General features: G+C 39.7%; 17 protein-coding genes and 1 pseudogene. 2 read left to right on the plus strand and 16 right to left on the minus strand.

Translation table 11 applies throughout. The annotated features are described in order from the left end of the window. The first annotated feature begins 52 nt into the window (after positions 1-52). On the plus strand, positions 53-541 hold the full coding sequence (locus AC4QJR_RS21565) for a LiaF transmembrane domain-containing protein (protein ID WP_496524140.1): 489 nt from the start codon (positions 53-55) through the stop codon (positions 539-541). A gap of 30 nt (positions 542-571) precedes the next feature. Here AC4QJR_RS21565 and yihA read toward each other — a convergent pair whose 3' ends face one another. From yihA to AC4QJR_RS21630, 13 genes and pseudogenes are all read right to left on the minus strand, one after another. Beyond that, positions 572-1,153, minus strand: a complete 582-nt coding sequence (gene yihA / locus AC4QJR_RS21570; protein ID WP_098574262.1) for a ribosome biogenesis GTP-binding protein YihA/YsxC — start codon at positions 1,151-1,153, stop codon at positions 572-574. Beyond that, a complete protein-coding gene (gene lon / locus AC4QJR_RS21575) occupies positions 1,153-3,477 on the minus strand; it encodes an endopeptidase La (RefSeq protein ID WP_098574264.1) in 2,325 nt (774 codons plus the stop codon). The genes yihA and lon overlap by 1 nt, the downstream gene beginning before the upstream one ends. Positions 3,478-3,710: 233 nt before the next feature. Further along, a complete protein-coding gene (gene lonB / locus AC4QJR_RS21580; protein WP_496524141.1) occupies positions 3,711-5,378 on the minus strand; it encodes an ATP-dependent protease LonB in 1,668 nt (555 codons plus the stop codon). 402 nt (positions 5,379-5,780) lie between these two features. Further along, positions 5,781-7,040, minus strand: coding sequence for an ATP-dependent protease ATP-binding subunit ClpX (clpX, locus tag AC4QJR_RS21585; protein ID WP_026563401.1), 1,260 nt, complete (start codon positions 7,038-7,040; stop codon positions 5,781-5,783). 541 nt (positions 7,041-7,581) lie between these two features. Next, positions 7,582-8,859, minus strand: coding sequence for a trigger factor (tig, locus tag AC4QJR_RS21590; protein WP_375375122.1), 1,278 nt, complete (start codon positions 8,857-8,859; stop codon positions 7,582-7,584). A 168-nt stretch (positions 8,860-9,027) separates the two neighbouring features. Continuing rightward, positions 9,028-10,053 (minus strand): tetratricopeptide repeat protein, encoded by a 1,026-nt coding sequence (locus AC4QJR_RS21595; RefSeq protein ID WP_496524142.1) that lies wholly within the window; start codon positions 10,051-10,053, stop codon positions 9,028-9,030. A gap of 155 nt (positions 10,054-10,208) precedes the next feature. After that, a pseudogene (locus AC4QJR_RS21600) lies at positions 10,209-10,313 on the minus strand (group I intron-associated PD-(D/E)XK endonuclease); the annotation flags it as partial. A gap of 560 nt (positions 10,314-10,873) precedes the next feature. After that, entirely contained in the window at positions 10,874-11,389 is a 516-nt protein-coding gene (locus AC4QJR_RS21605) for a metallophosphoesterase family protein (RefSeq protein WP_496524143.1), read from the minus strand. Then, positions 11,389-11,997, minus strand: a complete 609-nt coding sequence (locus AC4QJR_RS21610; RefSeq protein WP_496524144.1) for an XTP/dITP diphosphatase — start codon at positions 11,995-11,997, stop codon at positions 11,389-11,391. Before AC4QJR_RS21610 ends, AC4QJR_RS21605 begins: the two co-directional genes overlap by 1 nt. Before the next feature lie 379 nt (positions 11,998-12,376). After that, positions 12,377-13,132, minus strand: a complete 756-nt coding sequence (gene rph, locus AC4QJR_RS21615) for a ribonuclease PH (RefSeq protein ID WP_375375177.1) — start codon at positions 13,130-13,132, stop codon at positions 12,377-12,379. Positions 13,133-13,255: 123 nt separating this feature from the next. Next, a complete protein-coding gene (locus AC4QJR_RS21620; RefSeq protein ID WP_098574280.1) occupies positions 13,256-14,314 on the minus strand; it encodes a GerMN domain-containing protein in 1,059 nt (352 codons plus the stop codon). A 149-nt stretch (positions 14,315-14,463) separates the two neighbouring features. Next, on the minus strand, positions 14,464-15,258 hold the full coding sequence (racE, locus tag AC4QJR_RS21625) for a glutamate racemase (protein WP_496524145.1): 795 nt from the start codon (positions 15,256-15,258) through the stop codon (positions 14,464-14,466). Positions 15,259-15,273: 15 nt separating this feature from the next. Next, positions 15,274-15,723 (minus strand): MarR family winged helix-turn-helix transcriptional regulator, encoded by a 450-nt coding sequence (locus tag AC4QJR_RS21630; protein WP_496524146.1) that lies wholly within the window; start codon positions 15,721-15,723, stop codon positions 15,274-15,276. A 207-nt stretch (positions 15,724-15,930) separates the two neighbouring features. Here AC4QJR_RS21630 and AC4QJR_RS21635 point away from each other — a divergent pair, with 207 nt between their 5' ends. Next, entirely contained in the window at positions 15,931-16,233 is a 303-nt protein-coding gene (locus AC4QJR_RS21635; RefSeq protein ID WP_098574286.1) for a HesB/YadR/YfhF family protein, read from the plus strand. Between the two features lie 423 nt (positions 16,234-16,656). Here the strand turns inward: AC4QJR_RS21635 and gerE are convergent, their stop codons facing one another. The 3 genes from gerE to sdhA all read right to left on the minus strand — a co-directional run bounded on the left by gerE (position 16,657) and on the right by sdhA (position 19,627). Further along, positions 16,657-16,881, minus strand: a complete 225-nt coding sequence (gene gerE / locus AC4QJR_RS21640) for a spore germination transcription factor GerE (protein ID WP_026563391.1) — start codon at positions 16,879-16,881, stop codon at positions 16,657-16,659. A gap of 220 nt (positions 16,882-17,101) precedes the next feature. Then, positions 17,102-17,863: a succinate dehydrogenase iron-sulfur subunit gene (gene sdhB, locus AC4QJR_RS21645; protein ID WP_026563390.1), complete on the minus strand. Its 762-nt coding sequence runs from the start codon at positions 17,861-17,863 to the stop codon at positions 17,102-17,104. 15 nt (positions 17,864-17,878) lie between these two features. Then, positions 17,879-19,627: a succinate dehydrogenase flavoprotein subunit gene (gene sdhA, locus AC4QJR_RS21650; protein WP_098574288.1), complete on the minus strand. Its 1,749-nt coding sequence runs from the start codon at positions 19,625-19,627 to the stop codon at positions 17,879-17,881. Positions 19,628-19,677: the final 50 nt, after the last annotated feature.

Here is a 19,677-nt window from a genome sequence, read left to right on the forward strand (position 1 = left end):
CAAAAAAATGGACAAGATTCAAGAGAACCTTACTGGAAGTGTGGTGTTTTTAATGAAGAATCAACGAATTTTTCCTGGGATCATTCTTATCGGCTTTGGTGCTTACTTTCTGTTGCAGCAAACCGGCATAACTATTTTTCAACAATTTTTCACATGGCCGACACTACTGATTATTGTCGGAATTGCTTTTCTAGGTCAGGGGTATTCTGCACATGACTATGAGGCAATTCTTCCTGGGGTCATTATGTCTGGCTTCGGACTCCATTTTCATCTGGTCGGCAAGATGTCCTTTTGGCCAAGTAACACGATTGGAATGCTAATATTAATTATTTCTGTAGGCTTTTTCCTGCGCTTTCAAAAGACGAATACTGGTTTATTTCAAGCATTCCTTTTTCTTATTTTAGCTGTTCTTCTCTTATTTTATGATAAAATTACAGCATATTTTGATTTACTCCAAAACGGAATGAGTTTAGTGTGGAAGTTTTGGCCTGCCCTGCTTATTGTTGTGGGTATTTATTTTTTACTGAAGAGAAAAAAATGACGCCTGGCGCAAATGCCAGGCGTTTCTTTTTTACATATAGCTCTTTAGTGCTGACCATGCTTCATCTTTTCCAAGTCCAGTTTCAGAGGAGAAAAGAATCATTTGGTCATTTTTATCAAGGTCTAATGTCTCTCGGACAACTTTTAAATGCTTTTGCCATTTTCCCTTTGGAATCTTATCCGCCTTTGTTGCGATGATAATACATGGGATCTCATAATGCTTTAAAAAATCATACATCATCACATCATCCTTTGATGGTGGATGTCTAAGGTCAACAATTTGCACAGCTGCTCTTAGTTGCTCGCGTGATGTAAAATAGGTTTCGATCATTTTCCCCCAGGCTGCACGTTCTGATTTAGACACTTTCGCATAGCCATAACCTGGAACATCCACAAAATGAAGCATTTCATTTATTAAATAGAAATTAAGCGTTTGTGTTTTTCCTGGCTTGGAGGAGATTCTTGCCAGACCTTTTCGATTAAGCATTTTATTGATAAAAGAAGATTTACCAACATTGGATCGGCCAGCAAGTGCAAATTCAGGTAAATCTGTTTCTGGGTATTGTTCTGGCTTTACAGCACTGATGACAATTTCTGAACTAACTACTTTCATTATACTTCACCTTCTAAAAGGGCATGCCTCAAGACTTCATCCACATGGGAAACAAGGACAAAATCTAGTTCATTCCTTACGCTTTCTGGGATATCATCAATATCCTTTTCATTATCTTTTGGAAGAATAATCTTCGTCAATCCGGCTCGATGGGCACTAAGGGTCTTTTCTTTCAAACCGCCAATCGGAAGGACTCTTCCTCTTAATGTAATCTCTCCTGTCATTCCTACTTCACGGCGGATAGGTCTGCCGGACAATGCGGATACCAGTGCTGTTGCCATGGTGATCCCTGCTGATGGTCCATCCTTTGGAACAGCACCTTCAGGCACATGTATATGGATATCATATTTTTCATGGAAGTCTTCTTCAATCCCTAGTTCTTCCGCTTTTGAACGGATATAACTAAACGCAGCTTGCGCGGATTCCTTCATAACATCGCCAAGCTTCCCAGTTAATACGAGTTTCCCTTTACCAGGAGCTAAAGATACTTCAATCTGAAGTGTGTCTCCGCCTACGGTTGTATAAGCTAACCCCGTTGCTACTCCGACCTGATCTTCACTTTCTGCCATTCCATAATGGAATCTTGTTTTTCCTAAAAACTCTTCAATATTCTTGTCAGTAATGATGACGCGCTTCTTTTCACCGGAAACAATAATTTTTGCAGTCTTCCGGCAAAGAGTCGCCATCTGACGTTCTAAACTTCGAACGCCTGCTTCCCGTGTATAGTAACGAACGACTTTTAGAATCGCATCATCGCGGACTTGGAGAACTCCCTTGGAAAGACCATTTTCCTTCATTTGTTTTGGAAGCAAATGATCTCTACAAATATGAACCTTTTCAAGTTCCGTGTAGCCGGCAATTGTGATAATTTCCATTCTGTCTAATAATGGTCCAGGAATGGTTGATAGGTTGTTGGCTGTCGCGATAAACATGACCTTTGAAAGATCATAGGTTTCTTCTATATAATGATCGCTAAAATTACTATTTTGTTCTGGATCTAGAACTTCCAGCATGGCACTCGAAGGGTCCCCGCGGAAATCACTGGACATTTTATCAATTTCATCGAGTAAAAAGACAGGGTTAATAGTACCTGCTTTTTTCATTCCTTGGATGATTCGCCCTGGCATCGCACCCACATAGGTCCTGCGATGGCCGCGAATTTCAGATTCATCACGCACTCCGCCAAGTGATACACGAACAAAATGCCGATTGAGCGACGACGCAATCGAACGAGCCAGGCTTGTTTTACCAACCCCTGGAGGCCCTGCAAGACAAAGGATTGGTCCTTTTAACGAGTTGGTCAGCTTTTGAACAGCCAAATATTCGAGGACACGTTCCTTTACCTTTTCAAGACCATAATGGTCCTGATTTAAGATTTTTTCAGCACGGTTAATGTCAATGTCATCCTCCGTTTTATTCGACCAAGGGAGACTAATAAGCCAATCGATGTAGTTTCGAATTACAGCACTTTCTGCTGAACTAGACGGAACCTTCTCATATCGATCTAGTTCCTTTTGTGCAGCTTTTAGCACATGTTCGGGCATGCCTGCTTGTTCAATTTTTTTCGTTAGCTCGGCAATTTCACCGGTTTTGCCCTCTTTATCGCCCAATTCCTTTTGTATCGCTTTCATTTGCTCACGTAAATAATACTCTTTTTGTGTCCGTTCCATCGAACGCTTGACACGCTGACCAATCTTTTTCTCTAAATTTAAGACTTCTTTCTCATTATGAATGATATCAATTACTTTGTTTACTCTTTCTTTGATATCTGTCGTTTCTAGGATTTCCTGCTTTTCCTTCAACTTAATTGGTAAGTGGGAGGAAATGATATCTGCCATTCTGCCAGGTTCTTCAATATCTGCAACAGATGCATAGGTCTCTGCAGAAATTTTCTTCGATAATTTTATGTATTGTTCGAAATAGTCAAGCATGGTTCTCATTAGGGCTTGATCTTCGACATCCTTTGTCACTGGGTCATCATAGGTAATGATTGTCACCGCATAGTAGTCTTCTTCATCATGAAAGGAAGTGATTTCCCCACGGTTTAAACCTTCTACCAATACTCTTATCGTGCCGTTTGGCAGTTTAAGCATTTGTTTTACTTTTGTTAATGTACCTATCGTGTATAAATCCTCTTCAGAAGGGTCATCAATGGAAACTTCCTTCTGAGTGGTTAAGAAAATTAAATGGTCATCTACCATTGCTTTTTCAAGTGCTTGTACTGATCTTTCACGTCCAACATCTAAATGCAGGACCATGGTTGGATAGACGAGCAATCCTCGAAGCGGCAGGAGGGGGACGATCAATTCGTTCTTTTTCGTCAAATTACTGCACCTCCACATGCAAACAATTTTTCACTGCAAAATCAGAATGGTCTTTGTACAATTCTATCCTATTTATTTTTAAGTGTCTATTTTTAGAGAATGCAGGTGATTTTCTCTTTTCAGCATACGTTTATTTTCCCCAATCATTCCGAATTCTTTCTATAATGATGGGAGAAATCTTTTGACAAAAAAAACTTCGGTTTGTCTGATGGGCCACAAACCGAAGTTTTTCATTAAATACTCTCTTTTTTAGATAGTTCAATCGATGCAGGGATCGCATCCATTCTTTGATAATCATTGACTAGAGCAATCTCGAATACTTCATGTAGGTGGGAAACCGGAACAATTTTTATTCCATCTATCTCATTTAAGATGGTTTGCATATTTTCTTCTGGAATGATCACTGTTTTTGCGCCTGCTTTTTTCGCGGCTTTTACCTTTGGATACACCCCGCCAATCGGTTTGACATTTCCATGGATACTAATTTCTCCCGTCATGGCAACCATGTTGTCGATTGGAATTTTATAAATCGCTGAATAAATCCCCGTTGCCATAGCAATTCCTGCCGATGGGCCGTCGATTGGAACACCGCCCGGGAAATTCACATGGATATCAAAGTCGTTAGCTGGGACACCCATTGATCGTAACACGGTAATTACATTTTCAATGGAACCGCGCGCCATACTCTTTCGGCGAATCGATTTGCCTTGTCCGCCGATACTTTCTTCATCAACTATCCCTGTGATATTGATGGTCCCCTTATCTTTTGCAGGAATGACGGTCACTTCAATTTCTAATAGTGCACCGGAGTTCGGCCCATAAACAGCCAAGCCATTCACAAGACCTACATGGGATAAATCATTAATTTTACGTTCCATTCTTGGGGACATTTGGCTCGCATGGATGACCCACTCAATATCTTCATCCTTGATATAATTTCTTTCTTCCGTGATCGCAAGTCCTGCCGCAATTTGGATTAAATTCACTGTTTCGCGCCCATTCCTTGCATAGTTCGATAGTGTATTGACGCCTGTTTCGTTGATTTGCAGGTTCACTTTTTGGGCAGCCTTATTCGCAATTTCCACGATTTCTTCCTGAGTTAAATCCCGGAAGAATACCTCCATACATCGAGACCGTATCGCAGGGGGAATTTCACTTGGTGTCCTTGTCGTTGCCCCAATTAATCGAAAGTCAGCTGGCAGGCCATTTTTAAAAATATCATGGATATGGGTTGGGATTTGGTTATTTTCCTCATGATAATACGCACTTTCAAGGAAAACCTTCCGATCCTCTAATACCTTTAAGAGCTTATTCATTTGAATCGGATGCAATTCTCCGATTTCATCGATAAAAAGGACCCCGCCATGTGCATTGGTCACTGCCCCTTGCTTTGGCTGCGGGATTCCGGCTTGTCCCATGGCCCCTGCTCCTTGATAGATGGGATCATGGACTGAACCGATTAACGGGTCAGCAATTCCTCTTTCATCAAATCGTGCGGTCGTTGCATCTAGTTCAATAAATACAGATTCAGGTTTAAAAGGTGATTTACGATTTTTTTTCGCTTCTTCTAATACAAGGCGTGCAGCTGCTGTTTTTCCAATTCCAGGCGGTCCATAAATGATCACATGCTGGGGATTTGGTCCACATAGTGCTGCTTTTAATGATTTAATTCCATCTTCTTGGCCGACAATATCTTGAAAGCTTGAAGGCCGTACTTTTTCAGCTAATGGTTCTGAAAGTGAAATAGATCTCATTTTGCGAAGCTGCTCCATTTCCTTTCGGGATTCCCGATCAATGGATACTTTTTGTGTACGCTGATTCCTAAGCAAATTCCAAAAATACAGCCCAATAATGATTCCGAAGAATAGCTGTATAAATAAGGCAATCCCCGTCCAACTCATACATTTCCCTCCTGCACTTCAACTTTTTACTAAATATATATTAATAAGTATTTCCTGCAGTGGGTTGGAATAAACCACATATTCGTAAGAAACTGTTTCGGGAGATGGGGAGGGGGTGAAAGTGAAATTGGATTCGCTGATTGAACGTGGATATTCGCTGATTGAATGTAAAAATTCGCTGATTGGACAGTGAGATTCGCTGATTGATCATGAATATTCGCTGATTGGAGCATGAAATTCGCTGATCGGAGTCTGAAATTCGCTCATTAAAGTCTGGAATTCGCTCATTGGACTATGAGATTCGCTCATCAATAGAGAAAATTCGCCCATTCATCCTGAAAATTCGCTCATTACCAATAAAAAGCAAAAAAAGACCTGGCTAATGCCAGGCCTTTTGCTGAATTATGCAGATTTCTCTTCAGCAACGACGGTTCCATCTTCTAATAAGAGTTTTGGAACACCATTGTTAATGACTGTTTCTTTGGTAATGACACACTTGGTAATGTCATCACGTGAAGGAAGGTCGAACATGACATCCAACATAATTCCTTCAATGATGGAACGTAGACCACGTGCACCAGTTTTGCGTTCAATTGCCTTTTTGGCAATTTCAGTCAAAGCGCCCTCTTCAAATTGAAGCTCAACATCGTCGATTTCAAGCATTTTTTGATATTGTTTAACAAGCGCATTTTTCGGCTTCGTTAAAATTTCAATTAATGCTGCTTCATCTAACTGCTCGAGGCTCGCAATTACTGGAAGACGTCCGATAAATTCTGGAATTAATCCAAAGCGAAGTAAGTCTTCTGGTAGAACTTTTGATAGAAGTTCTTTCTGTGAAACTTCCTGCTGTTTAATATCGGATCCAAATCCAATTACTTTTTGACCTAAACGGCGTTTAATAATCGGTTCAATGCCATCAAATGCTCCACCGCAAATAAAGAGGATATTTGTTGTATCGATTTGGATAAATTCTTGATGCGGGTGTTTTCTTCCACCTTGTGGAGGAACACTTGCAACCGTACCTTCAAGAATTTTTAATAAAGCTTGTTGAACGCCTTCACCAGAAACATCTCTTGTAATCGATGGATTTTCTGATTTTCGGGCAATTTTATCAATCTCATCAATATAAATAATCCCTTTTTCTGCCTTTTCTACATCATAATCAGCAGATTGGATTAATTTTAATAAAATGTTCTCAACATCTTCCCCAACATATCCAGCTTCCGTTAGTGAAGTAGCATCGGCAATAGCAAATGGTACATTCAAAATACGAGCCAATGTTTGGGCAAGTAATGTTTTACCACTTCCTGTTGGTCCAATCATACAGATGTTACTCTTAGCAAGTTCAACATCATCAATTTTGCTATTCGAATTGATGCGCTTGTAGTGATTGTATACTGCCACTGAAAGTGATTTTTTTGCTTGATCTTGACCAATAACATATTCATCAAGAATTTCACAAATTTCCTTCGGCTTTGGTACATCTTTAAATTCTACTTCTTCTTCTGTTCCAAGCTCTTCCTCAACGATTTCGGTACAAAGTTCAATACATTCGTCACATATGTAAACTCCAGGCCCGGCAACCAATTTACGAACTTGGTCCTGTGTTTTACCACAGAAGGAACACTTTAATTGACCTTTTTCATCATTAAATTTAAACAAATCCTTTCACCCCTTAAAACATGTTAGTATCATATGCAAAGCAGCGAATTACACAAACAAAAGTCATGTCTCTCTCTAATTATTAAATAGTATGTATGTTGCATTGTAACACAGAATGCCAATGGACTGGAAATAAAAAGCTTAAGGTAAATAGTTTTCCGTTTGTTTGTGTAATTCATTTTAAAACACTTATGTATTCTTTAATCTTAACCATTACGATAAAAATAAATCTTAAAGCTGTCTGGAAATTATTTTATATTTTAATTCGCCTTGGTCGAGATGATTTCCTGCCCATTGTTAAAAATGTTCCCACTTCTTATTATAATATGTATTTGTAGAAATGTATAAAACAAGGCACGATATATATCGTGCCTTGCATTATACAAGTTAATTGTCTAGCTCCAGTGACCTGCGACTAGTGTACTTCGCTCTCCTCCTACGATAAGTCAACATCGAATCGCTAACGCTCTTCGTGTTTCCTTTATCTTGTTCGGAGCGCTCCAGTCCATACGTCGCAAAACGGTCACTTCCGCTTTTCTAATTACTTCTTGTTTTCAACAAGAAAGTCTACTGCTTTTTTAAGTTTAAGGTCTGATTGGATACCTTCAAGTCCACCTAGAGCTTGTTTAATGCTGTCAACAGTCATGTTGTACATGCCAGCCATGTTTTCAAGTTCAGCATTAACTTCTTCGTCAGTCACTTCTAGGTTTTCAGCCTTAGCAATCGCTTCTAGTGTTAAGTTCACACGTACGCGGTTAACAGCTTCTTCCTTCATTTGCTCACGTAAAGCATTTTCATCTTGACCTGAGAATTGGAAGTATAGTTCAAGGTTCATACCTTGCATTTGTAAACGTTGTTCGAATTCTTGAAGCATACGGTTTACTTCGTTAGTAACCATCACTTCTGGAATTTCAACTTCTGCATTTGCAGCAGCTTTTTCAACAACAGTATCACGTAAATGGTGCTCAGCTTCGTGCTTCTTGCTGTTTTCTAAACGAGTTTTGATTTTCTCTTTAAGCGCATCTAATGTTTCAACTTCATCATCCACATCTTTAGCAAACTCGTCATCTAATTCAGGAAGTTCTTTTCCTTTAATTTCATGAATAGTTACTTTGAAAACTGCAGGCTTACCAGCAAGTTCAGCTGCATGATATTCTTCAGGGAATGTTACTTCCACGTCTTTAGATTCACCAGCAGCTAGTCCTACTAATTGCTCTTCAAAACCTGGGATGAATGATCCAGATCCGATTTCAAGTGAATGATTTTCAGCTTTTCCGCCTTCGAAAGCAACGCCATCAACGAATCCTTCGAAATCTAGAACAGCTGTATCGCCGTTTTCTACTGTACCTTCTTCTTTAACAACAAGTTCAGCTTGGCGCTCTTGAAGAGTTTTTAATTCGTTAGCAACATCTTCATCAGTCACGTTTGTGTCTAATGCTTCTACTTCTAAACCTTTGTATTCGCCTAATGTTACTTCAGGCTTAACTTGAACAGTAGCTTTGAAGATAAGTTCTTTGCCTTTTTCCATTTGCTCGATGTCGATGTCTGGACGGTCGATTGGCTCGATTCCAGTTTCGTCAATTGCGCTTCCATATGCTTCAGGAAGAAGAATATCTAATGCATCTTGATATAGAGATTCTACGCCAAAACGCTTTTCGAACATTTGACGTGGCATTTTTCCTTTACGGAAACCTGGAACGTTAACTTGCTTTACAACCTTTTGGAATGCCGCGTTTAAACCTTCGTTTACTTTGTCCGCACTTACTTCAACAGTAAGAACGCCACGGTTTCCTTCTAACTTTTCCCATTTTGCTGACATACATTTTCCCTCCAACAATCTATTCTCATATCATTCGTAACGAATTTGAGTAGTTTGGAAATCACTTTCTATCAAAGCTAATTTCCTTTTTTTAAATGTAAAATATAGTTTTTTACACAATGCAACCACTACATTATAACATAGGATTGATTTCTTTCAACAGCGAGCCTATATATTAGGATAAGAAATTTTCTCAATTTCCTCAATTTTTGAGATAGCTTCTTCGATTTCCCGCACAGATACACCGTATTCCTTGGAAAGATCATCCATACTTGTATTTATCCCCATATAATCTTGTGCCAAGTAGTGAAAGGCGGCGGCCCACGCATGAGTACTCTCGGGCTCTAATTCGAACGGATAGCTTATAAAAAAATTACGCTCAACCATTCCGCTCGTATTTTCAAAAAGACCAGGGTTTTCGCTTTCCAGATGAGATTCTAGAAAAGCTTTTATCTCACGCATTCTTGGTTCTTCTCTAACCTCAGGAAGTTGTGTTGGAATAACTTTCTTATCCACGCCAAATTTCCTGATCAAAAGTTCTCTATCAATTTCCTGCTCTTTTAAAAGAGTTAAGAGAATCGTTTTTAAAAATGGATGTCCTGCTTCCGCTTCTAAATAATCAGCAATTTCATGGAGGTAGGGGCGAATATTTTTCTCTGCTAAGCTTGAAATGAGGAGCATTTGTTCGTTTAGATTCCCATTCGCAAATAGGTTTAACTCTTGGACCGTTGTTTCCTCTGGTTCGTTCTCTTCAAGATCTAGTTGACTGTTCTCTGCCATCCTTCGGCTGAACTGAAGGATCGTTAGAAAATGATCATGTTTTTCCGGCGGAATCTCTTTTTCTTCTAAAAGTGCTTCGACGGTTGACACAATTTCATGATATTCATGGAGTTGGATCAATACTGTCAAATAGAGGTCGACCATCTGAAGGTAATCACCAATCCCCTTATGGAGCATTTCCTTGGCGAGTGCTTTCGCTTTTTGAAAAGAAGAAGCTTCAAAATAAGCAAGAACCAGTCCAATCAAAATTTCGTCATTGTCAGGGTCATATTCTCTTGCTTCTTCCAATAGATTGATCGCTTCTTTAAATTTTTTCTTCTCTAGGTTTTCGAGACCTTTGTCGGTTAATCTTTTTTCAAGGCCGGGAAAAAAGACTATATTATCTATTCGTTTCACACGTTCCCTTTTTTTCATAAAAAACCGTCCTTAGGATTGTCATGGGAATTAGTTTAGCATAAATAAAAGGTAAAAAAAATAATGATTCGGCTCAGAAGTATGCAATTGTTCAGTTACTAATTTCTTGTTAAGGAACTTCTCGATAATTTTTTGCAAATTTTACATTTAGCATGTGCATGCTCTGTATGGGGGAGTAAAATCATATAGCCCTTTTCATAAAGATCAACCTGAGCCTTTAGAACACCTAGGTCTCCTTTACTTTTAGTATGATGTTTCATTTTATTTCCACCCTTCAACAATTTGCATAATAAAACAGAAAAAAACCCACTTATAATAAGTGAGTTTTTTTCTCTAGTATGTAGTATAGCGTCCCAGGAGAGATTCGAACTCCCGACCCACGCCTTAGCTTACCACTATGACTTTCGTCACCAAACAATGCTGTTTGTGGTCTGGACTATATCTTCACCATTTCAGGTGCGACACGTGTAGTCTCTACGGAACCTCACGATAATCAAAATGATTATTTCTTAAAATCTCTACCACTGATATATCAGTCATTCAAGATTTCTCTTCCTTATGTAAGGCGTAAGTTTCCTCGGTATTACCATCAGCATAATCTGTTAAGGCTTCACCGATATAGTGTCGTCCACTTTATAGGTTCTTGTTTCCCTATAAAGGCTCCTATTTTCTTGAAGGGCGTTGCTCTATCCAGCTGAGCTACTGGGACATATTAGTTGTTTAAGACAATATTTATTATATTATCATAAGATCAAAAAGTCAACACACTTTCTACAATTTTTAAAAAAAAGAAAAAAGGGAGAGGAATTCTCCCACTTAATTATGACAGGACAAACTCACGGGCTAGTTCTGTAACCTCCTGGCCACTTACTTCAAACACTGACATTTTAATCTTTTCATTCTCCAAATCCAGAATGATATAAGTCTTTTCAAAACGTTCCCTCGGCAGACGGATGCTGCCTGGATTTAAAAATAAGATCCCATCAATCACTTCCGCACCGAGGACATGTGAGTGTCCGAAACAGGCGATATTCGCATTTAATTCCAGTGCTTTATACTTTAAATTCATCAAAGAGGACTTAACGGAATAACGGTGGCCGTGGGTAATAAAAAACTTGCGCCCCGCCACTTCAGAAGTTGTCTCAAGTGGGTATCCTCCACCAAAATCACAATTTCCCATTACCGTTAGATAGCCGGAAATCGCTGCGTCATCCGGAGATAATTCTGAATCACCGCAGTGAATCATTAAATCGACCTCATCTAAATGCCTTTCTCTTATTACACGGAGTTCCTTGGTTAATCCATGGCTATCACTAACAATTAAAACCTTACTCATTATTGCTCCGCTCTTTCTAAAATTTCATCCAAGACCACATCTAGCTTTTTCAAGGCATTCACACGATGGCTGATCTTATTTTTTTCTTCCGATGATAGCTCGGCCATCGATAAGCCCTTCTCAGGCACATAAAAAACCGGATCATAGCCAAACCCATTTGTACCTCTTCTCGCTTCAAGAATTCGTCCTTCACAGGTGCCTGACACCGTTTCTGTTTCTTGCCCTGGAACTGCGACTGCCAAGGCACAGTAGAACCTTGCCGTCCGCTTCTCCTCGGGAATACCTTCTAATTCAGACAATACTTTATCGGTATTGTTCTGGTCATTTTTCGGTTCGCCCGCATATCGTGCTGAATAAATCCCTGGTCTCCCTTCTAGGGCGTCCACGATTAAGCCTGAATCGTCGCCAATGACCATTTGTCCAAGTGCTTTGGAGACCGCAACCGCCTTCAAAGTCGCATTTTCTTCAAAGGTTGTGCCAGTTTCCTCCACTTCAGGAATATCAGGATAATCTAGCAAGGTGCGAACTGTAATCCCTCTTGACGAAAAGATATGTTCAAATTCCCTCGCTTTTCCTGGATTTTTAGTTGCAATAATAACTTCCTTCATTTCAATCGCCTCTTATTTTTTTAATAAATAGGCTGTGTTAAACTAGTCTGTTGATTTCCGCTCCAGGCACTTCGTTTTCCGCGGGCGGGTCCAGGGAGCCTTCTCGTCGCTGCACTCCTGCGGGGTCTCCCCTGCCCCGTACTCCCGCAGGAATCTTCGTACCTTCCACTCCAATCAACAGAATTCCAAAATCAACATTAACCTTTAACACAGCCAATAAAAATTAAGTTTTATCAGATTATTATAGATAAACGGGAGTATTTCATTCTTATCCGAGAGTAACTCCACCCTATCCGAGAGTATTTCACTCATATCCGAGAGTAACTCCACCGTATCCGAGAGTAATGCCTCCTACTTACCTCCATGAAACATAGATCACTTATTTCTGCCTTCTACTTTCAATCTTTTTGCTAATTTCTTCACCCAGTACTGATTTTTGATGTTCAAATAGTTCCATTAGTCCTTCTTGGGCTGCACTAAGCAGGCCTTGGAGCTGTTCGTAGGAGAATGTCGCTTCCTCTCCTGTCCCCTGCAGTTCAACAAATTCTCCATTGCCCGTCATGACTACATTCATATCCACCTGGGCCTTAGAATCCTCAGCATAGTTTAAATCAAGGACCGTTTGATTATTTTGCAGGATACCAACACTTGTAGCTGCTAAATAATCAGTAATCGGGAATTTTGCAAAGGACTTTTTCTCAGAAAATGCATTTAATGCGAGTGCCATTGCGACAAAAGCCCCTGTGATTGAGGCTGTTCGGGTTCCGCCATCTGCCTGGATAACATCACAATCAATCCAAACTGTTTTCTCACCTAGTGCACTTAAATCGACTATTGCTCTAAGCGCGCGGCCGATTAGCCGCTGAATTTCCATCGTTCGACCGGAAACCTTTCCTTTGGAAGATTCGCGAATGTTCCTTGTTTCTGTTGCTCGTGGCAGCATGGAATACTCCGCCGTTATCCAGCCTTTGCCTTCCCCTCTCATAAAGTGAGGCACTCTGTCCTCGATGCTCGCTGCACAGATCACTTTCGTATTCCCTACAGAGATTAAGACAGATCCCTCTGGGTGCATTAAATAATTGGGTTCAATATGTATGGGTCTTAGTTGTAACGGTTCTCTACCATCAACGCGCACCATTACTACCTCCTTTTATTTTTGAATTGGTACATTCATATTCATTAAATACCAAATAAAGAAGAGGCGGCATCTAAGCCAACCTCTTTCATTGTCCCTATATAGTATAACAAATATTTTTTTTTAAAAACTACCTGTATTGACTTTTTCTGGTCGAGTTACAGGTTCAGTTAATTTCTTCCCGCTATCATTTTTAAGATCTGCCTTACCCTTAACTTGAATAGCTACTTTTTCTACACCCTCTTGTTCAGTAAGGGAAAGCACTAATGCATCTAATAAATGCTGTGAAACTTCTTTTTCCTTAAAGCTTCCAAAAATATTTTCATTAAAGTTCAAAGTGACTTTTCCATCTTCATATTTCGGAGCCTCAAGGAGCTCAACATCTGACATAAACTCAGAAACTAGAGGTGATTTTTCACTTGGACCTTTGATTAATTCATTAACAACTGCTACATAGTTATCTTTTTCGCTATTGCTGACCCGGCGTGTGACTGGTACATAATAATAAGAGCCTTCTTCACCGCCAATATAGTAAACCGTAATAGGTTTGGTATTAGTAATATCCGTCACATTCGAAGTATCCAGGTTGATACCGGTTGCTCTGGAGAGATTTTCGCTAATGGGTGTTCCGTTCACAGGCATTTCAGTTAAATCGTGACCATTCATTTTTAGCTTGACAGTTTTCACATTATCAAACTGTGTCAGTGTCCAAGTGACAGATTGGAGTATTTTCATCTCATCTTCCGCTTGATAATTTTTAAACTCTTTTGAAAAGTTAACCGTTGCAACGCCCTCTTTATCAATATTTACAGAAAGCTCCGTATCCTCTGGGAGAACTGCCCGGAAATCATTTGGGAGTTTATCAGTTACTGGTCCATTCGTCACTAAATATTCAAGTGCCTGTTTAGCAACCGAACTGGTTTTCGGCAGATCCAATGTTTGCGGAACGACATAGCCGTCTTTATCTACTAGATATAGTTCAGTTTTGACGGTGTTTGCCTGTGCTTCTTTACTTGTCTCTTTAGTTGTTGTTTTCTTACTTGTTGTATCATCCTTGATCGTCACACTCTTCGGCGGATCGATTTTCTTTTCTGTTTCTATCCCAAATAAACCACAACCTGAGAGTAGAACTGATGATGTAAGCACAGTCGACACAAGGATCTTTGCTTTATTTTTAGACATAACTATTCCCCCTAAGACAGTTTGTACTACTATGTATACGAGCCTTCTAATAAATTAGACCGACTTACGGAAAAAAATAGAACAAAATTAAAAGGTGTCAGGCACCACTCGTGGACATTTGTCCACGAGTGGTGCCTGACACCTTTGTTTTATAGTTTAATTTTTTTGACGTCAATAATTGGATATCCCAGCCATTGTGAGGCGATTTTTGAGAATATTCTTCTTGAACCAGTGGTGTAAAATTCATGTACTGGATCATCCTCGCATGTATCTAATAACCCATTGTACTGAAGAATTGCACTTATTTCATGTGCTGTCTCGTCACCCGAACTAATAACGCTGACAGACTCACCCATGACATGTTTTATCACGGGCTCTAACAGCGGATAATGGGTACAGCCTAAAATCAGTGTATCCAATTTTTCATTGAGCATCGGTTTGAGGGCTTCGTCGACAATTTTTTCCGCAATCGGACCTCCAAACTCGTTACTCTCAACAAGCGGAACGAATTTAGGACAGGCATGCGCTTTAACAAAAAGCCGACTATTTAATGATTTTAACGCTCTTTCGTATGCCCCGCTTTTTACAGTACCCTCAGTGCCAATAATCCCGACCCGATAATTCTTAGTCTTCTTAATAGCCGCACGTGCTCCAGGATTAATTACCCCTAAGACTGGAATCGACAATTCCTTGCGAATCTCGTCTAATGCCGCAGCTGTAGCGGTATTACAGGCAATGACGAGCATTTTAACTTTCTTCTCTAATAAAAAAGAGGTCATCTCCCATGTGAACCTCTTAACTTCCTTTGTTGTTCTCGGACCATATGGGCATCGTGCCGTATCTCCCAAATAAATGATTTTCTCATTTGGAAGCTGACGCATCACCTCTTTGGCAACGGTTAATCCGCCGACGCCAGAATCCATCACACCAATAGCTTGTTTCAAAACGTATCGCCTCTTTTAACGCATTTCCTGATGCAATTTCGTTAAGCTTTTTTGAAGAACATGTATTTCTTCCGGGGTGAAATCCACTAACACTTCTTCTAAGTAAACTTGACGCTTTTTAATTACTTCATCAATAATCCTTTTGCCTTCTTCAAGCAAATGTATTCTCACCACACGACGGTCGTTTGGATTTTTCACCCGTTCTACGAGAAGATTTTTTTCCATCCGGTCAACAAGATCTGTTGTTGTACTGCATGCCAAGTACATTTTAGTAGAAAGTTCCCCAATTGTCATATCACCATCTTCAAAGAGCCATTGCAGGGCGATAAATTGTGGAGGTGTAATCGTATAAGTGCTTAACATTTCTCGTCCCTTTTGCTTAATGATGCCAGAAATGTAACGTAAATCCTTCTCAATATTTGCAACAATGTCCCCATTTGCCGTTTGTGAATTCTCGAGTTTCATCTCATACACTCCTATAAAAGCTTCTCTACTCCAAAACATTCATCTATTTAAAAGTAATGTTTCTCGTTGTCAGACTTTATGCTTCTTCTTATTTTCTACCTTTTTTGCTAAAAATTCAAGTTGAAACTATTAGAAAAATATTAGTTTGCCACACTTTGGAGTATAATAAAGTGGGAAAATGAATAGAAAGCCAAAGGTGAGAAAAGAATGGAAATTTTAATTAGCACGGCAGCACTAAACTGGTTTAAAGAAGAAGTCGAATTAAAAAAAGGGGATAAAGTAAAGTTTTATCCGAAGGTATATGGAAACAGTCCCGTCCAAGAAGGGTTTTCGCTTGGTTTCACTGTGGATAATGATCCTTTTGATATCATTGTGAAATTTGAGGCAGAAGGTTTGTTATTTTATATTGAAGAAAGGGATTTGTGGTTTTTCAATCAACATGATTTACATGTCGACTATAATGAAGAAAAAGATGAAGTAGAATATAGTTACACCAAGTCGAAGTCGTAAATTCAGGGAAAAGTTCATGGAAAAATACAGTTCACCGAATAAAATTAGTCTCCAGATTAACAATAATCCTAGTGTTACTTATTAACACTAAATTTCAGTGTGGAGGGGTTACTTTGAATATAATTTACGGCTTATTCTCAACCTTACTTATACTAGGTTTTAGAGCGGTATTCGTATTAAGTAATCTATCCTCTTGGTTTCAAAGGATGGTAAGAATACCTGCTTTTAATTAAGCAGAGAAGTATGTTTAAGTACCATTAATCCGCATTGAAGACAGAGGCGTAATTTCACTCATGCCTGATAGGAAAGTTATACATTTCTCTCGGCAAAAAAAGGTAAGCATTTCGATTCGAATATGCTTACCTTTTTTATGTTTAATCTATTCAAAATTAAACCGGCCTCCAAGAAGGATGCCGGTCAATGTTAAAGTTCTAGTTCTCCCATTCGAAGGAGCTCTACAACTGCTTGTGAACGCCCCTTGACACCAAGCTTTTGCATGGCATTTGAAATGTGATTCCGAACCGTTTTTTCGCTTATAAATAATTCACCAGCGATTTCTTTCGTTGTTTTGTCTTGTACTAATAACTCGAATACTTCTCTTTCACGTTTGGTGAGTAACGGTTTATGATTATAAACATTCTCCTTCAAGTACTGTAACCCTCCTTGCCTTCGCCAGTTATGAACACGGGGTGGGTATATATTTAGTCAACATATCTTATGTGAACGATACAAATGTAGTGACTATATTTACTGACTGGAGAATGATTTTTATCAAAAAAAGCTCCTATTACCTATGAACTTTTGTTTGCGGCGTAAATAAACGACAAAAAACCTTCTTTTCCCCATGAGAAAAGAAGGTTTCGTTCAATTACGCGTGGTCACTTCCAAAGAAGCTTCTAAACGCTTGAATAGTTGTATCACGGTTCAATGCAGCAATAGAGGTTGTCAATGGAATACCTTTTGGACAAGATTGCACACAGTTTTGTGAATTACCACAGTTTGCAAGTCCGCCATCGCCCATAATCGCTTCAAGTCGTTCTGCCTTATTCATAGCACCCGTTGGATGTGCGTTGAAAAGACGAACCTGTGAAAGCGGCTGTGCACCAATGAAGTTTGATTTACTGTTTACATTTGGACAAGCCTCAAGGCAAACACCACATGTCATACATTTAGAAAGTTCATACGCCCATTGACGCTTTGTCTCAGGCATACGAGGTCCTGGTCCTAAATCATAGGTACCATCGATTGGGATCCACGCTTTTACTTTCTTTAAAGCGTCAAACATTCTGCTTCTATCAACTTGAAGGTCTCGCACTACCGGGAATGTCTTCATCGGCGCTAATCGAATTGGCTGCTCCAATTGATCGATCAGTGCTGAACAAGATTGACGCGGTTTGCCGTTGATGACCATCGAACAAGCACCACAGACTTCCTCTAAACAGTTCATATCCCAAGTAATTGGGGTAGATGCTTGTCCTTTTGCATTGACAGGGTTTTTACGGATTTCCATTAACGCCGAAATGACATTCATATTCGGACGATAGGGAACCTCAAATTCCTCCTCATAAGGAGCAGTATTTTCGCTATCTTGACGTGAAATAATAAATTTCACCATTTTAGTATCAGACATTATTCCTACTCCCCCTTAACTTTTTGCGTAATTGCGTTCGCGTGGCTTGATTAATGAGACATCAACATCTTCATAATGGAAGGCCGGTGCGGAAGAACTGTCAACAAATTTCGCCATTGTTGTTTTTAAGAATTCCTCATCATTACGAGTAGGGAAGTCAGGCTTATAATGAGCACCACGGCTCTCATTCCGGTTGTATGCACCAATCGTAATAACACGAGCCAATTGAAGCATGTTTTGTAATTGACGAGTAAAGGCTGCCCCTTGGTTGCTCCATTTAGATGTATCATTAATGTTAATTTTTTGGTAACGTTCTAATAGTTCTTGAATTTTCTCGTCAGTTTTTAATAGTCTGTCATTGTGGCGAACAACGGTTACATTATCCGTCATCCATTCGCCAAGCTCTTTATGAAGGATATATGCATTTTCATTTCCATTTAAGGACATAACAGCATTCCATTTTTCTTCTTGTTCTTTGACATGACGGTCAAAAACGGTAGAAGATACAGCATCAGAACTCTTTTCAAGACCTTTGATATATTTCACTGCATTTGGACCAACGACCATTCCACCGTAAATGGCAGAAAGCAAGGAATTGGCACCTAAGCGGTTCGCACCATGTTGTGAGTAATCACATTCACCAGCTGCAAATAGCCCTGGAATGCTTGTCATTTGATCATAATCAACCCAAAGGCCACCCATTGAATAGTGAACAGCCGGGAAGATTTTCATTGGAACTTTACGAGGGTCATCACCCATAAACTTTTCATAAATCTCGATAATACCGCCGAGTTTAACATCCAATTCATGTGGATCTTTATGAGAAAGATCAAGGTATACCATGTTCTCGCCATTGATTCCGAGTTTTTGATTTACACATACATCGAAAATCTCACGTGTTGCAATATCACGTGGTACAAGATTTCCATAGGCAGGATATTTTTCCTCTAAGAAGTACCAAGGCTTTCCATCTTTATATGTCCAAACACGTCCGCCCTCACCACGCGCTGATTCACTCATTAAGCGAAGTTTATCATCACCAGGAATGGCAGTCGGGTGGATTTGAATCATTTCTCCATTCGCATAATAAGCGCCCTGCTGGTAAACGATTGATGCAGCAGAACCTGTATTAATAACAGAGTTAGTTGATTTTCCAAAAATAATACCAGGGCCTCCAGTAGCCATAATAACGGCATCGCCAGAGAAAGATTTAATTTCCATTGTTTTTAAGTTTTGAGCAACAATTCCGCGGCACACACCATCGTCATCAACAACTGCACCCAGGAATTCCCAGCCTTCATATTTCGTTACAAGGCCAGCTACTTCCTCGCGGCGAACTTGTTCATCCAATGCATAAAGCAGCTGTTGACCAGTGGTTGCTCCAGCAAATGCAGTACGGTGATGCTGTGTTCCACCAAAGCGCCGGAAATCAAGTAATCCTTCAGGAGTACGGTTAAACATAACTCCCATACGGTCCATTAAGTGAATAATACCAGGTGCTGCGTCACACATTGCTTTTACTGGCGGCTGGTTAGCTAAGAAATCTCCGCCATATACAGTGTCATCAAAGTGAATCCATGTGGAATCCCCTTCACCTTTTGTATTTACTGCTCCATTAATACCACCCTGGGCACAAACAGAGTGAGAGCGTTTAACAGGCACTAAAGAAAATAATTCTACTGGTGTTCCTGTTTCTGCAACCTTAATCGTTGCCATTAAGCCAGCTAAACCACCGCCGACTACAATAACCTTACCTTTACTCATTCGTGACTCACTCCCTTAATCCAAAATCCAATATTTTTCCGAGCAATCGT

Source organism: Neobacillus sp. BP17, from assembly GCF_059579525.1.

Bases quoted from the DNA above. Each gene is read 5' to 3' on its own strand.
- lonB (WP_496524141.1), bottom strand. From the start codon at position 5,378: ATGAGTTGGACGGGGATTGCCTTATTTATACAGCTATTCTTCGGAATC.
- yihA (WP_098574262.1), bottom strand. From the start codon at position 1,153: ATGAAAGTAGTTAGTTCAGAAATTGTCATCAGTGCTGTAAAGCCAGAA.
- AC4QJR_RS21610 (WP_496524144.1), bottom strand. From the start codon at position 11,997: ATGAAGGAAGTTATTATTGCAACTAAAAATCCAGGAAAAGCGAGGGAA.
- AC4QJR_RS21565 (WP_496524140.1), top strand. From the start codon at position 53: ATGAAGAATCAACGAATTTTTCCTGGGATCATTCTTATCGGCTTTGGT.
- sdhA (WP_098574288.1), bottom strand. From the start codon at position 19,627: ATGAGTAAAGGTAAGGTTATTGTAGTCGGCGGTGGTTTAGCTGGCTTA.
- AC4QJR_RS21595 (WP_496524142.1), bottom strand. From the start codon at position 10,053: ATGAAAAAAAGGGAACGTGTGAAACGAATAGATAATATAGTCTTTTTT.
- AC4QJR_RS21635 (WP_098574286.1), top strand. From the start codon at position 15,931: ATGGAAATTTTAATTAGCACGGCAGCACTAAACTGGTTTAAAGAAGAA.
- tig (WP_375375122.1), bottom strand. From the start codon at position 8,859: ATGTCAGCAAAATGGGAAAAGTTAGAAGGAAACCGTGGCGTTCTTACT.
- AC4QJR_RS21605 (WP_496524143.1), bottom strand. From the start codon at position 11,389: ATGAGTAAGGTTTTAATTGTTAGTGATAGCCATGGATTAACCAAGGAA.
- sdhB (WP_026563390.1), bottom strand. From the start codon at position 17,863: ATGTCTGATACTAAAATGGTGAAATTTATTATTTCACGTCAAGATAGC.
- AC4QJR_RS21630 (WP_496524146.1), bottom strand. From the start codon at position 15,723: ATGAAACTCGAGAATTCACAAACGGCAAATGGGGACATTGTTGCAAAT.
- AC4QJR_RS21620 (WP_098574280.1), bottom strand. From the start codon at position 14,314: ATGTCTAAAAATAAAGCAAAGATCCTTGTGTCGACTGTGCTTACATCA.